The sequence below is a fragment of the Nonomuraea sp. NPDC049607 genome, from assembly GCF_040675375.1.
Classification (GTDB): domain Bacteria; phylum Actinomycetota; class Actinomycetes; order Streptosporangiales; family Streptosporangiaceae; genus Nonomuraea.
This window is the reverse complement of the sequence record NZ_JBFAOV010000013.1, coordinates 74,152-86,988: the sequence shown is the minus strand read 5'-3', so window position 1 is coordinate 86,988 and position 12,837 is coordinate 74,152. Positions and strand designations below refer to the sequence as shown.

At 72.0% G+C, this 12,837-nt stretch carries 12 protein-coding genes; 8 read left to right on the top strand and 4 right to left on the bottom strand.

The genetic code is table 11. The features are described from left to right. Positions 1 to 296 precede the first annotated feature (296 nt). Complete coding sequence (locus AB0J97_RS25320; RefSeq protein WP_364092509.1) at positions 297 to 608, bottom strand: hypothetical protein; 312 nt, start codon at positions 606 to 608, stop codon at positions 297 to 299. Between the two features lie 321 nt (positions 609 to 929). Between AB0J97_RS25320 and AB0J97_RS25315 the strand changes: the two genes are divergently transcribed. Then, entirely contained in the window at positions 930 to 2,096 is a 1,167-nt protein-coding gene (locus tag AB0J97_RS25315; RefSeq protein ID WP_364092507.1) for a hypothetical protein, read from the top strand. A 592-nt stretch (positions 2,097 to 2,688) separates the two neighbouring features. On the opposite strand, the gene AB0J97_RS25310 is transcribed toward AB0J97_RS25315, so the two are convergent. Continuing rightward, a complete protein-coding gene (locus AB0J97_RS25310) occupies positions 2,689 to 2,949 on the bottom strand; it encodes a hypothetical protein (RefSeq protein WP_364092505.1) in 261 nt (86 codons plus the stop codon). A 53-nt stretch (positions 2,950 to 3,002) separates the two neighbouring features. Here AB0J97_RS25310 and AB0J97_RS25305 point away from each other — a divergent pair, with 53 nt between their 5' ends. From AB0J97_RS25305 to AB0J97_RS25275, 7 genes are all read left to right on the top strand, one after another. Beyond that, entirely contained in the window at positions 3,003 to 4,940 is a 1,938-nt protein-coding gene (locus AB0J97_RS25305) for a xanthine dehydrogenase family protein molybdopterin-binding subunit (RefSeq protein WP_364092504.1), read from the top strand. Positions 4,941 to 5,222: 282 nt separating this feature from the next. Continuing rightward, on the top strand, positions 5,223 to 5,705 hold the full coding sequence (gene nuoB / locus AB0J97_RS25300; RefSeq protein ID WP_364092502.1) for an NADH-quinone oxidoreductase subunit NuoB: 483 nt from the start codon (positions 5,223 to 5,225) through the stop codon (positions 5,703 to 5,705). Further along, positions 5,702 to 7,753 (top strand): proton-conducting transporter membrane subunit, encoded by a 2,052-nt coding sequence (locus AB0J97_RS25295; protein WP_364092500.1) that lies wholly within the window; start codon positions 5,702 to 5,704, stop codon positions 7,751 to 7,753. Before nuoB ends, AB0J97_RS25295 begins: the two co-directional genes overlap by 4 nt. Then, positions 7,750 to 8,694 (top strand): NADH-quinone oxidoreductase subunit H, encoded by a 945-nt coding sequence (locus AB0J97_RS25290; protein ID WP_364092498.1) that lies wholly within the window; start codon positions 7,750 to 7,752, stop codon positions 8,692 to 8,694. The genes AB0J97_RS25295 and AB0J97_RS25290 overlap by 4 nt, the downstream gene beginning before the upstream one ends. A gap of 15 nt (positions 8,695 to 8,709) precedes the next feature. Beyond that, positions 8,710 to 9,369, top strand: a complete 660-nt coding sequence (locus tag AB0J97_RS25285; RefSeq protein ID WP_364092496.1) for a hypothetical protein — start codon at positions 8,710 to 8,712, stop codon at positions 9,367 to 9,369. Then, complete coding sequence (locus AB0J97_RS25280; RefSeq protein ID WP_364092495.1) at positions 9,369 to 10,817, top strand: proton-conducting transporter membrane subunit; 1,449 nt, start codon at positions 9,369 to 9,371, stop codon at positions 10,815 to 10,817. Before AB0J97_RS25285 ends, AB0J97_RS25280 begins: the two co-directional genes overlap by 1 nt. Then, positions 10,814 to 12,283, top strand: a complete 1,470-nt coding sequence (locus tag AB0J97_RS25275) for an NADH-quinone oxidoreductase subunit C (RefSeq protein ID WP_364092493.1) — start codon at positions 10,814 to 10,816, stop codon at positions 12,281 to 12,283. Before AB0J97_RS25280 ends, AB0J97_RS25275 begins: the two co-directional genes overlap by 4 nt. A 2-nt stretch (positions 12,284 to 12,285) precedes the next feature. Here AB0J97_RS25275 and AB0J97_RS25270 read toward each other — a convergent pair whose 3' ends face one another. After that, positions 12,286 to 12,519 carry a pyridoxamine 5'-phosphate oxidase family protein gene (locus AB0J97_RS25270; RefSeq protein WP_364092754.1) on the bottom strand — a complete coding sequence of 78 codons (234 nt, stop codon included), beginning with the start codon at positions 12,517 to 12,519 and terminating at the stop codon, positions 12,286 to 12,288. Positions 12,520 to 12,542: 23 nt separating this feature from the next. After that, the gene (locus AB0J97_RS25265) at positions 12,543 to 12,701 is read right to left on the bottom strand and encodes a hypothetical protein (protein WP_364092767.1); all 159 of its coding nucleotides are present in this window, start codon (positions 12,699 to 12,701) and stop codon (positions 12,543 to 12,545) included. Positions 12,702 to 12,837 lie beyond the last annotated feature (136 nt).

Genomic DNA, 12,837 nt, shown 5'->3' with positions numbered 1-12,837 from the left:
TCGCCATGCTGTGGCTGGTCTCCACACGGGGTTGGGGGCGATCGAAGGTTCGGGACTTCGTACCTCAGCCCCGACCCACCGAGCGGCGCGGTTGCTCAAGCCGGGTTTCGGCCTCCAGGCGCGCTGCAAGCTCGATGAGCGTGGCCGCACATCGTACGTTGGACAGCCCCCGCTTCAACTCGTTCGGAGAGAGACTGTGACGACGTACCGCGTAGAACCCGCCGCCCGCCGCCTCAGAGATCACCCAGCACTTGCCGTACCTCGCGGCCAGTGCGGGAAGCGTACTCACCGCAGGCTCACGATCGAGTGGACGGGGAAGGATCAAAGATCAGCCCCGGGTACGGATGGTTGTGGTGCAGCTTGGCGTAGCGGAAGGCCACCCTTCGAGCGGCCCGCGCGGGTTCGTCGGCCGGGTGGCGGGCGTACATGACGCGTCTACGTCGCTCGTCCCAGCCCACGCGCCACCAGAACCACACGCCGTCGCACCAGATCACCAGGCCGACCCACACCGACACCAACGCCAGCCCGTAGCCGTCGTGGACATCGGCCTCGATGCCATGCTGCTTCAGCGCCTTGCGGAGTTCTTCGGCCACATCGAGCGGCGTCACCGACGCGATGTCCGATGCCCTGTCCTGACGGCTCGCTGCGACGCTGTTCGCGGGGATCGGAGCGCCTCTAGAGTTGTCCATGGGTCGCACCTCCACTGTGCGATCAAGGAACCCGTACGGCGTGTCAGCGCCTGCGGGTTCCGCCTTTTCACGGTCCTCTCATGACATCTCCAGGTAGCCCCGCACCGACAGTGTGAGTAAGGGAGACTGGGGGAGACAGGCGGACCCCAGTCCCCCGAGGTGCACACAATGGATAACGTTCCGGCCTGGGCCCTACGGTTGCGCGCCGAAAGGCGTGGCAAGTTGTGGACACAGCGAGACATGGCCAAGCACCTTGCCGACGCGGCAGACCCACACACGCGGGCTCGTCTTCCCGAGCGGGAATCCCTGATCCGCATGATCAAGGCTTGGGAGGCCGGCAGGCACCAGCCCAAGGACCCGTATCGATTGCTCTACTGCCGAGTGTTCGGCATGGGAGAAGCCGAGTTGTTCGCCGATGACGTGCAGGACAACGCCTGTTTCGAGGGAGAGGTCGAGGCGTTGGAGCTGGGCCGCCGGGTTGCCGCCAGCGATGTGGGTAATGAGACGCTTGACCGGCTGGAACTGGCCGTCGATGACCTTGCGATGGCCTACCAGGGGACACCACCGGCCGAGTTGCTGAAACGAGCACGCCAGCACCTGTCTTACGTCTCGCATCTGATCAACGCGAAGAAGACACTTATTGAGCACCGCCGCCTGCTAACAGCCGGTGGCTGGCTGTCCTTGCTGACTTCCACCTGCTATATCGACCTTCGCCAGTACGATGCCGCTGCAACATGGCTTCAGACATCCGCCCAGTTGGCAAAGCATGCTGAGCAGCCCGAGATCGCGGCATGGTGCCTGGAGACCGAGGCGTGGCAGGCGGTCACCACCGGCGACTACCGCCGAGCCTTGACCCTGACTCAGGGGGCGCAGGTCATCGCGCCACATGGAAGTTCCGCCTACATCCAGGCGACCGCACAGGAAGGCCGGGTATGGGCACGGCTCGGATCTGGCCCGGAAACGCGTGATGCGCTGAACCGTGTCGCCCGGTTGGTCGCGCCGTTGTCGATGCCCGAGCATCCCGAGCATCACTACCGGTACGACCCCTCCAAGAGCGACGCCTACGTCGCGACCACACTGTCATGGCTGGGAGATCCGGCCGCCGAGCGGTACGCCCGGCAGGTGCTCGCGCGCATGGAGTCAGCCGCAGATGGGCCGTTTCGCCCGCGCAGGGCGGCATCCGCGCGCCTTGACCTGGCGCTGGCACTGCTGGCGGCCGATCAGTCCGAGGAGGCGGGTCGGCTTACCCTCATGACGATGACCAGCGGCGTGCTGGTGCCGTCCAGCTATTGGAGGGCACACGAGGTGATCAGCGCCATCGAAGCACTCCGCATGCCGGAAGCCACAGAACTGCGTGAGGCTTATCGAGAACTGAGCGGTCGCGCGGACGGGCGGCCTTATGAGTGACCAACTGAGTGACAACGCCCTCGGATGAGGTCGGACAACAGTGGATCACCGTGGACCCTATGCGCAGGTGGGAGCGGGTACAGCCCGTGGTCCCGCCCCTGCCTGGCATGCCTGGGGGTCAAGGGGTCGCAGGTTCAAATCCTGTCGTCCCGACTTGCGAGAAACCGCAGGTCAGAGGCCGTTTCTGAGAAATCGGAAACGGCCTCTTCGCGTACTCCTGGGGACCAATTTGGGACCAAACTAGGGCAGATCGACCGCGCATAGCTCTTCTTGTCCGTGGGTCAAGGTGGGCAGATTTGCCTACCGAAGGTTGGGTGCGTGCCTCGGGCCGGGCATGGATCAAGTATTTCGTAGGGCCCACCTGCGGTTTCGCCTGGGCGTCCCATCGTTTGGTTCGTACCGAGGTGGTTATGGGCGGGGCTAGGCAGTGATGCCTGCGGCCTTCGCCGAAGTTGCCACCGTTGCCGAGACGTGGGTGTGTGTGTTGACGCCGCCTCCCTCGTCGTTCGAGCAGGTGCGGAGATTGCTGTCGATCTTGGCCCGCCGGCGAACCCCGGCCGCTCCGGGACGGCCGTTGCGGTTCGGTTGAGGGTCAGGGGCGCCGATACGCATGCACCTGGTGGAACACCTGCAGCGGTGTGCTGATCTCCACCGCCTTGGGCGGGATCTTCGACGCCTTGAGCGCCCTGGCGTACGTCTCCGGCGGGTAGTCGCCGCAACCCAGCTTGTGCCGGTTGCCGTCGGCGGCGGCGCGGGCGTCCCAGACGCTGACCCGCAGATAGAGCTCACGCTCCAGCCATCCGTCGAAGTCGTCGAGGTGGTCGGCGACGTGCTGCAGGTAGCGGGCGCGCACGGTCCGGGCGCCTGGGCCGGCTGCCCCGGCCTCGCCCGCAGGATTTCCTGCCGTTGCAGGACGACATGATCCGGTACGCCGGCCAGCCCGTCGCGGCCGTGGTGGCGCGGACCCTGGAGCAGGCCCGGCACGCGGCCGGGCTGGTGGCGGTGAGCTACCGGGCCGACACCCCGCGGACGGTGCTCGCCGACGGTCTCGACCCCGCGTACCTGCCGCCCCAGGGACCTGACGGGGGCGACAACGTGTACGTGCGCGGGGACGTCGAGGCCGCGCTCACGTCCGCGCCCGTCACGGTCGAGGCGACGTACACCACCCCGATGCAGCACCACAACCCGATGGAGCTGCCGGCGACCGTCGCCGCCTGGGACGGCGACCGGCTCACCGTTCAGGAGTCCACCCAGAACATCGCCGGCACCCAGGAAGGGCTGATGACGGTGTTCCGACTGCCCCGCGAGAAGGTATGCGTCATCTCCCCGTACGTGGGCGGCGGGTTCGGCGCCAAGGGCACGTCCGCGGTGCCGCGCATCGCCCTGGCCGCGGCGCTCGCCCGGCACGTCGGACACCCGGTCAGGCTGGTGCTGACCAGGGCCGAGTCCTACACCAGCAACGGCCACCGCGCCGCGTCCCACCAGGTGGTGCGCGTCGGCGCCACCTGCGACGGCCGGCTGACCGCGATCGACCACACCCTCACCCAGCAGGTGGCCGGCACCGAGGGCCGGTTCGTCACCAGCGCCCGAATCACCCGGATCCTGTACGCCTGCCCGAACGTGCGCACCACCCAGCGGGCCGTCGCCCTGGACCTGGCCAACGCCGCCTACATCCGGGCGCCGGACACCGTCACCAGCCACGCCCTGGAGTCGGCCCTGGACGAGCTGAGCTACGCGCTCGGCCTGGACCCGGTCACGCTCGGGATCCGCAACTGGTCGGCGACCAACCAGCAGAGCGGCGTCCGGCACGGCAGCAACCACCTGCGCACCTGCTACGAGCGGGGCGCCGAGCGCTTCGGCTGGTGGCGCCGCGCCCCGCGTCCCGGCTCCATGCGTGACGGCGACTGGCTGCTCGGCTGGGGCATGGCCACCGTGGCCCACACCGCGGGCGGCCGGGAGATGGCGGGAGCCGAAGTGATCATCGGCGTGGACGGCGCGGCATGGATCCGCTCCGGCACCCACGACATCGGCACCGGCACCTCCACGGTGATGCGGCAGCTCGGCGCCGACGTGCTGGGCCTGCCGATGGCCGAGGTCCGCTTCGACCTCGGCGACTCCGCTTACCCCCAGGCGCCGGCCTCGTCGGCGTCGGCGACCGTGCCCTGTACCGGCGCGGGCGTCGTCCGCGCCGCGACCGCTGCCCGCGACCAGGTGATCGCCCTGGCCGTGGCGGACGAGAGCAGCCCGCTGCACGGCCTGCCGCCTGCCCGCGTCCGCGCCGCCGACGGACATCTGTTCGATCTCGACCGCCCCGCGCGCCGCACCAGCTTCCGGGACGTGCTGCGCCGCCACGGCCGGCCTCTCTGCGTGACCAGCCCGGCGGGCGGGCGGATGGTCCAGGCGGTCTCGACCGGCGCGGTGTTCACCGAGGTCGCCGTCCACCGGCTGCTGGGCCAGGTCCGGGTGCGCCGCGTCGTCGGCGTCTACGACCCCGGCCGGGTACTCAACGAGCGCACCGCGCGCAGCCAGGCCGTCGGCGGCGTGATCTGGGGCATCGGCGTCGCCCTGTCCGAGCACACCCTGACCGATCCCCACCTGGGCCGCATCCTCACCCCGAACCTGTCCGGCTACCTGGTGCCCGTGGCCGCCGACGTGCCCGACCTGGACCTCACGTTCATCGACCGGCCCGACCCGGCCAGCCCGGCGCTCGGCGCCCGCGGCTTCGGCGAGGCTCCTACGACCGGCCTGAGCGCCGCGATCGGCAACGCCGTCCACCACGCCATCGGCCACCGCGTCCGCGACCTGCCGATCACCCAGGACAAGGTTCTCGCCGCCCTTGCCTGACTCCTCGGCGCGGGGTGCGTCACCAGGCCGAATGCCGCGGACCGGGCACGAACGGCCATGCCGGACTCCACCGGCCGCCCTTTGGCCAAAGTCAGCCCCACCCGCCGCGCTTGAGGAATAGCCTGGCGCCGGGATCCGCCGGTCGGGCCGTAGGGGGCGATCGCGCAGGCGCGTGATCCATGCGTGGCCCGGCAGGTGTTCTCCCGACAGGGCGGCTGCCTGCCGCGGCACGGCAGCCCCGGCCCGGGTGATCGTGGCCGGCGAGCGTTGCAGGGGGCAACGATGGGGTTGTGGGGGAAGATCGCGAAGACGGGCCGGGTGGCCGAGCCCGCACCCGCCCGCCAGGAGGGTGACCCGCCCGGGAAGGCGGCGGAACTCGCCGGATCGGTGCAGATCAGACATGTGGACGCGGGGTCGTGCAACGGCTGCGAGGTAGAGATCGCCTCGGCGTTCGGCCCGGTGTACGACGCCGAACGGTACGGCGCGCGGCTGGTGGCCTCGCCGCGGCACGCCGATGCGCTGCTGGTGACCGGGCCGGTGACCCGCAACATGGAGGTGGCGCTGCGCCGCACCCATGACGCGGTCCCCGAGCCCCGCCTGGTGATCGCGCTGGGCGACTGCGCGCGCGACTGCGGGGTGTTCGCCGGAGCCTACGGGGTGGCCGGGGCGGTGGCCGACGTGCTGCCGGTGGACGTGGAGGTGCCGGGGTGCCCGCCGGAGCCCGCGGCGATCGTGGCGGCGTTGCGCGGGCTGACGGGCCGATGAACCCGGTCGGCACACTGTACGTGGCGGCGCTGTCCGGCTGCGCGCTGGCCGCGGTGACCGCCCTGCTGACCCCGCCCCGGGCGCGGCGGCACCTGGCGGGCTGGTGCACGGCGGCCGCGGGCGCCGCCGCCGCGGCAGCGGGCACGACGGCGATCACAACCGCGATCACAGAGGCAGGCACGACGGCGGTGGGCGGCGCCGGTCGGAGCTGGTCGGCCTGGCTGCCGGACCTGCTGCCGCTGGCCGGGGTACGGCTGGCGGTCGATCCCCTGAGCGGGGTGTTCATCGCGGTCACCGGGTTCGTGGCGGTGTGCGCGGCGATCTACGGGATCGCCTACTGCGCCCACGGCCTGGACGGACGCGTGTTCCAGTCGGTGCTGCCGCTGTTCGTGGCGGCCATGCTGCTGGTGCCCGCCGCGGCAAGTGTGAGCACGTTCCTGCTGGCCTGGGAGCTGACGGCGGTGTCGTCGCTGCCGCTGGTGCTGGCCGAGCACCGGCGGGGGGAGGCCGTGGGCCGGGCCGGGCTCTGGTACGCGGTCATGACCCACCTCGGCCTGGTGACGATCCTCGTCGGCCTGGTCGCGTTCGCCGCCGGGGCCGGCGGGGAGAGCTTCGAGCAGTTGCGCGAGGCCACGCTGTCGCCGGCCGCCAGGACGGTCGTGTTCCTGGCGACGCTGGCCGGGTTCGCCTCCAAGGCGGGCATCGTGCCGCTGCACGTGTGGCTGCCGCGGGCGCACCCGGAGGCGCCGAGTCACGTCTCGGCCCTGATGAGCGCGGCCATGGTGAACATGGGCGCGTACGGCGTCGTCCGGGTCGGGCTGGATCTGCTGCACGGCGGCCCCGCCTGGTGGTGGCTGCTGGTGCTGGGAGCGGGCGCGGCGTCGGCGCTGTTCGGGATCCTTCAGGCAGCGGTCGCCTCCGACCTGAAGCGGCTGCTGGGCTACTCCACGACGGAGAACCTGGGCCTGGTGCTGGTCGGGGTGGGCGCGGCGGGCTTCTTCGCGGCCTGCGACGCTCCCGTGCCGGCGGCGCTGGCGCTGGCCGCGGCCCTGCTCCACGTGGTCAACCACGCCGCGTTCAAGACGGTGTTGTTCCTGTCGGCGGGCTCGGTGCTGCACGCGACCGGCACCCGCGATCTGGACGCGCTCGGCGGGCTGCGCGCGCGGCTGCCGTACACCACCGTCGTGTTCGCGCTCGGCGCGTTGTGCGCTTCGGCGCTGCCGCCCGGCAACGCCTTCGTCAGCGAGTGGCTGCTGCTGCAGAGCCTCATCCACGCGCAGCCCGCCGCCGGGGTGGCGGGCGCGGTGACGATGCCGCTGGCCGTGGGGGCGATCGCGCTGTCGGCGGGTCTCGCCATCGCCACCTTCGTCAAGGCGTTCGGCGTGGGCTTCCTGGGCCGGCCGCGCAGCGCGGAGGCCGAACGTGCCGGAGAGAGCCCGCCGGCCATGCTGACCGCGACGACGCTCGCGGCGGCGTGCTGCGTGGCCCTGGCGCTGGCTCCCACGCTGGTCCTGCCCGCGCTCGTCCGGGCGGTCGGAGTGGCGTTCCCGGGACGGGACGTGGCCGGCGGGCAGGTGACGCTGCGGCTGACCGGGGTCGCGGGGATGATCTCGCCACTGCTGATCGCCGTCGCCCTGGTGGCCGCCGTCGTGGCCGTCCTCTGCCTGGTACGGGTGGGCGCGACGCGGCGGGCACGGCGCGCCGCCCGGCTCTGGGACTGCGGCGCCGGGCCCATGTCGGCGCGGATGGAGTACACCGCCACGTCGTTCGCCGAGCCGCTGCAGCGGGTCTTCGGCGACGTCCTGGAGCCGGAGAGCGGCGTGGACGTCACCCCGATGAAGGAGTCGGCCTACCTGGTGGAACGCGTGAGCTTCCACGCGCGGATCCCTGACCGGATCGAACACCGGCTGTACGAGCCGTTGATCTCCGCCGTGACGGCCGCCGGGCGTGGCGCCCGTGGCCTGGCCACCGGCAGCGTCCACCGCTATCTCGGCTACGGGTTCTGGGCGCTGACCGCGGCGCTGATCGTTCTGGTGGTGCTGCGATGACGGGCGTGATCGGAGCGGCGCTCCAGGTGATCCTGGTCGCGGTCGGCTCGCCGCTGCTGGTGGGGGTGATGCGGCAGGTCCACGCCCGGCTGGAGGGACGCGCCGGCGCCGGGATCGCCCAGCCGTGGCGGGACCTGCGCAAGCTGATGCGCAAGGAGGCCATCGCGCCACGCGGCACCGGCTGGGTGTTCCGCGCGGCGCCGCCGCTGCTGGCCGGCACGGCGCTGGTCGTGGCCGCGGTGGTGCCGCTGGTGACCACGGACTCGCCGCTGGACGGCGTCGCGGACCTGTTCGCGGTGCCCGCGCTGCTGGCGCTGGGGTCGGTGGCGCTGGCCCTGGGCGCCCTGGACACCGGGACGGCGTTCGGCGGGATGGGCGCCAGCCGGGAGATGACCGTGCTGGCGCTGGTGGAGCCGACGATCCTGGTCTCGACCTTCGCCCTGTCGATCGGCGTCCGCTCCACGAGCCTGGGGGCGATCGTGACGGCGGCGGCCGGGCATCCGCTGTCGGTGCTCTCCCCGGTGAGCGTGCTCGCCTCGGTCGCGCTGGCGATCGTCACGCTCGCCGAGACCGGCCGGATCCCCGTGGACAATCCCTCCACGCACCTGGAGCTGACGATGATCCACGAGGCGACGGTGCTGGAGTACGCCGGGCCCGACCTGGCGCTGATCGAGTGGGCGTCGGCGATGCGGCTGTCGGTGCTGCTGGGACTGCTGGCCGGCCTGTTCGTCCCCCTGGGGATCGCGGGCGCGGGGGCCGGGGTGCTCGCGCTGCCGCTGGCGATGGTCGCGCTCGTCGTCAAGGTGGGGCTGCTGGGAGTGCTGCTCGCCGCCGGCGAGGTGTTCATGGCCAAGCTCCGGCTGTTCCGCGTTCCGGAACTGCTGGCCGGTTCGTTCCTGCTGGCGCTGCTGGCCGTCACCGCTTCCTTCTTCCTGACCTGAGACATGGACGTGAACATGACCGATGCGACGTACGTCCAGCTCCTGGACCTGGCCTGCGGGGCGTTCCTGCTCACGGGCGTGCTGGTGCTGTGGCGGCACGAGCTGTCGCCGATCGTGCGCCTGTTCGCCCTGCAAGGCGTGGCGCTGACCGTGCTGATCGTCGTCCTCGGCGTCCGGCAGGGGAGCCTCGAACTGGTCCTGATCGGTCTCGGGGTGGGTGCGTTGCGCGCCGCGCTGCTGCCGTACCTGATGCGCCGCGCACTGGTGGCGAGCGGCGCGGGCCGCGAGACACAGCCGCTGGTCAACGTGGCGACCTCACTGCTGGTGGCGGCGGTGCTGGCGATGCTGGCCTACGCGGCCTCCCAGCCGCTGGTACGGCTGTCGCCCACCCCCGCCGCGCACGCGGTGCCGATCGCGCTGACCGTGCTGCTGATCGGGTTCTTCGTGCTGGTGACCCGGCGGCGGGCGCTGTCACAGCTGGTGGGCTTCCTGCTGATGGACAACGCCATCACCGCCGCCGCCTTCCTGACCACCAGCGGCGTCCCGCTCGTCGTCGAGCTCGGGATCTCGCTGGACGTCCTGCTGGCCGTGCTGGTGCTGCAGGTGCTGACCACCCGGATGCAGGCCGCCTTCGGCGGCACCGACCTGGACGAGCTACGGGAGTTGCACGACTGATGGACAGCCTGCTGGTGATCGCCCCGGTCGCGGTGCCCGCGGCCGCCGCGCTCGCGTACGCCCTGATCGGCTGGAACCGGGTAACCGCCTGGCTGGGCGCGTCGGCCGCGGCCGGGCTGCTGGCCTGCGCCGTCGCGCTGGCCGCGGCGGGGAGGCGGGAGGCGCTGGCGGGGCTGCTGCACAGCGACGCGCTGAGCGCCTTCATGCTGATCGTCATCGGCACGGTCGCGCTGCTGGCCATGCTGGCCGGCCCCGCCTACCTGGCGGCCGAGCTCGCCTCCGGGCAGACCGGCCCGCGCGAGATGCGCCGCTACGGCGTGCTGACCCAGTCGTTCGTCGCCGCGATGGCGCTGGCCGTCCTGGCCTCCAGCCTGGGCCTGCTCTGGGTGGCCATCGAGGCGACCACCATCCTGACCGCCTTCCTGGTCGGGCACCGGCGCACCCGTCAGGCCACCGAGGCCGCGTGGAAGTACATGGTCATCTGCTCGGTCGGCATCGCGCTGGCGCTGCTGGGCCTGGTCCTGACCCACGACGCCGGCGACCACGCCGGAGTGGCCTCCCTGGACTGGACGGCGCTGTCCGAACACGCGGGCCGGCTCGACCCCGGCGTGATGCGCATCGCGGTCATGCTGCTGGTGCTCGGCTTCGGCACCAAGGCCGGGCTGGCGCCCATGAACGCCTGGCTGCCCGACGCCTACAGCCAGGCCCCGGCCCCGGTGTGCGCGCTGATGTCCGGGGGGCTGCTGTCGGTGGCCTTCTACGCCGTCCTGCGCGTCAAGGTCATCGCCGACGTGGCGCTCGGCACCGGCTTCACCCGTACGCTGCTGGTCATCGTGGCGCTGGCCTCCCTGGCCGGGGCCGCGCTGCTGCTCATCGGCCAGCGCGACTACAAGCGGCTGCTGGCCTACTCCAGCATCGAGCACATGGGGCTGATCGCCCTCGGCGCCGCGATCGGCAACACCCTCGCCCTGGTCGCCGTCCTGCTGCACATCCTCGGGCACGGCCTGGGCAAGTCGGTGGTGTTCCTGTCCGCGGGACAGCTCCACCAGGCGCTCGGCAGCACCCGGATCCGTGCCGTACGCGGCCTCATCTCCAGGGCGCCGATGCCGGCCGGGGCGTTCTCCCTGGGGCTGCTGGCCCTGCTCGGCCTCCCGCCGTTCAGCCTGTTCGCCAGCGAGCTGGGCATTGCGCGGGCGGGCTTCGCCGCCGGCCTGGGCTGGCCCGTCGCGGCGGCCCTGGCGCTGATGCTCGTCATCGTCGCGGCCGTCGGACGCCAGGTCCGGCCGATGCTCGTGGGCGGCGGACCCGGCGAAGCCGTCGCGCTGCCGCCCACCCTGGCCGTCCCGCTGGTGGCGGGCCTGGCCGCCTGCGCCGTCCTGGGCATCACGCTCGGGCCGCTGCGCCCCCTGCTGCAAGCCGCCGCCACGATCGCCGGAGCAACACCATGAGCACACGAACCATCGCCGAGGTCGGCACCGCCGAACTGCCCGGCCATGCCGCCCGCCTGCTGGCCGGAGGTCACCGGCTGGCGCTGGTCTCCGCGCGCCAGGAGGCGGACGGGTTCGGGGTGGCGTACCTGTTCGTCGCCGGCGACCCCGATCGCCGTACCGAGCTGCGGCTGCGGCTCCCCTCCGAGCAGCCGGCCGTGCCGAGCCTGGCCCACCTGTCCTTCCCCGCGGGCCGGTTCGAACGCGAGATCCGCGACCTCTACGGCATCACCCCGCTCGACCACCCGCTTCCCCGCCGCCTGGTGCGTCACCACCACTGGCCGCGCGGCTGGTACCCGATGCGCGACGACGCCGGGCCGCCGCCCGCCTTCGGCGACTCCGAGGGGCCGTACCCGTTCGTCACCGTCGAGGGCCAGGGCGTGTACGAGATCCCCGTCGGCCCCGTCCACGCCGGTCTCATCGAACCGGGGCACTTCCGCTTCTCCGTGGTCGGCGAGACGATCATCAAGCTCAAGGCCAGACTCTGGTTCGTCCACAAGGGCATCGAAAAGCTCTTCGAGGGCCGCCACCCCGCCGACGGGCTGCAACTGGCCGAACGTGTCAGCGGCGACACCTCCGTCGGCCACGCGCTCGCCTACTGCCTGGCCGTGGAAGAGGCCACCGGAGCTCCGGCCGACGCGCGGGCGCAGCAGGCCCGAGCCGTGCTGCTGGAGCTGGAACGCCTCTACAACCACGTCACCGACCTGGGCGCGCTCTGCAACGACGTGGCCTTCCCCATCCTGCACGCCCACGCCGGTCGCATCCGCGAACAACTCCTGCGCCTCAACGCCGAGGTCACCGGGCACCGGCTGCTGCGCGGCGCCGTCCGCCTCGGCGGCGCCCGCCTGCGGGGCTTCCCCGACCCCGACGTGCTGCACGCCATCGGCGCCGACGTGGCCGAACTCACCGAGCTCGCCCTCGGCAACAGCGTCGTCGCCGACCGCTTCACCGGCACCGCCATCCTGTCGGCCGAGGCCGCCCGCGACCTCGGCACGCTGGGCTACGTGGCCCGCGCCAGCGGCCTGGACCTCGACGCCCGCCGTCGGCACCCCTTCACCGACCTCGGCGACTTCACCCCCGCCCACCGGACCGGCGGGGACGTGATGGCCCGCTTCCAGATCCGGGCCGAGGAGATCGCCACGTCCATCGCCCTGATCACGCATCTGGTCGAGACGCCCGCGGCCCCGGATGCGTCACCGTCCCTCGAAGGGTGCTCCTCGGGCGTGGGGCTCGTCGAAGGCTGGCGTGGCACGATCGCCCACCGCGTCGAGCTCGCGCCCGATCAGACGATCAGCCGCCTGAAGATCGTGGACCCGTCCTTCTTCAACTGGCCCGCGCTCCCGGTGGCGCTCGACAGCGCGATCGTCCCCGACTTCCCTCTGGTCAACAAGAGCTTCAACCTGTCGTACGCCGGCAACGACCTCTGACGTCAGTCGGCGCCCGCCGCGAACCCGGTGACCAGCTCCGGCCGCAGCCGTGCCACCACGTCGATCCGCTCGCCGGGCCACGCCTGGAGCCTGGCCAGGGCCTGCTCCAGCTCCTGCGGGTCCGCCACCAGCCCGGCCCGCCCGGTCAGCACGACGCTCCACCCCGTCCGGGCGGCGGCGTCCAGCTCGTCGGCCTCGTACACGACGACGGAGACCCGCTGCAGCAGCGCGGCGATCTCCGCCTCGTACGGCAGCCCGATCAGCAGGCCGTCACCGGGTCGGTGTGCAGCGTGTCCACGAGCGTGACCAGGTCGCGGACCAGGTCGGAGCCTAGGAAGTTGAGTGGGCCGGCATCGAGGGTGGCGGAAAGTACGCCATCCTCCAGCCGGGTCCGGATCGTGGCGAAGGAGAAGGCCATGACGTCTCCTGTGAGCAATGGGATCCGAGGCGGCCGTCCCGGCAAGTTGTGCCGGGACGAGTCCACGGTGTCTCGCGCCCGTGGCGACCCCTGGTCCTGACCTGGCCGGCCACTGGGCGACGAGACGAGCGAGGTC

Coding starts and splice junctions, on each gene's coding strand:
- AB0J97_RS25315 (WP_364092507.1), top strand. CDS start 930: ATGGCCAAGCACCTTGCCGACGCGGCAGACCCACACACGCGGGCTCGT.
- nuoB (WP_364092502.1), top strand. CDS start 5,223: ATGGGGTTGTGGGGGAAGATCGCGAAGACGGGCCGGGTGGCCGAGCCC.
- AB0J97_RS25295 (WP_364092500.1), top strand. CDS start 5,702: ATGAACCCGGTCGGCACACTGTACGTGGCGGCGCTGTCCGGCTGCGCG.
- AB0J97_RS25290 (WP_364092498.1), top strand. CDS start 7,750: ATGACGGGCGTGATCGGAGCGGCGCTCCAGGTGATCCTGGTCGCGGTC.
- AB0J97_RS25285 (WP_364092496.1), top strand. CDS start 8,710: ATGACCGATGCGACGTACGTCCAGCTCCTGGACCTGGCCTGCGGGGCG.
- AB0J97_RS25280 (WP_364092495.1), top strand. CDS start 9,369: ATGGACAGCCTGCTGGTGATCGCCCCGGTCGCGGTGCCCGCGGCCGCC.
- AB0J97_RS25275 (WP_364092493.1), top strand. CDS start 10,814: ATGAGCACACGAACCATCGCCGAGGTCGGCACCGCCGAACTGCCCGGC.
- AB0J97_RS25265 (WP_364092767.1), bottom strand. CDS start 12,701: ATGGCCTTCTCCTTCGCCACGATCCGGACCCGGCTGGAGGATGGCGTA.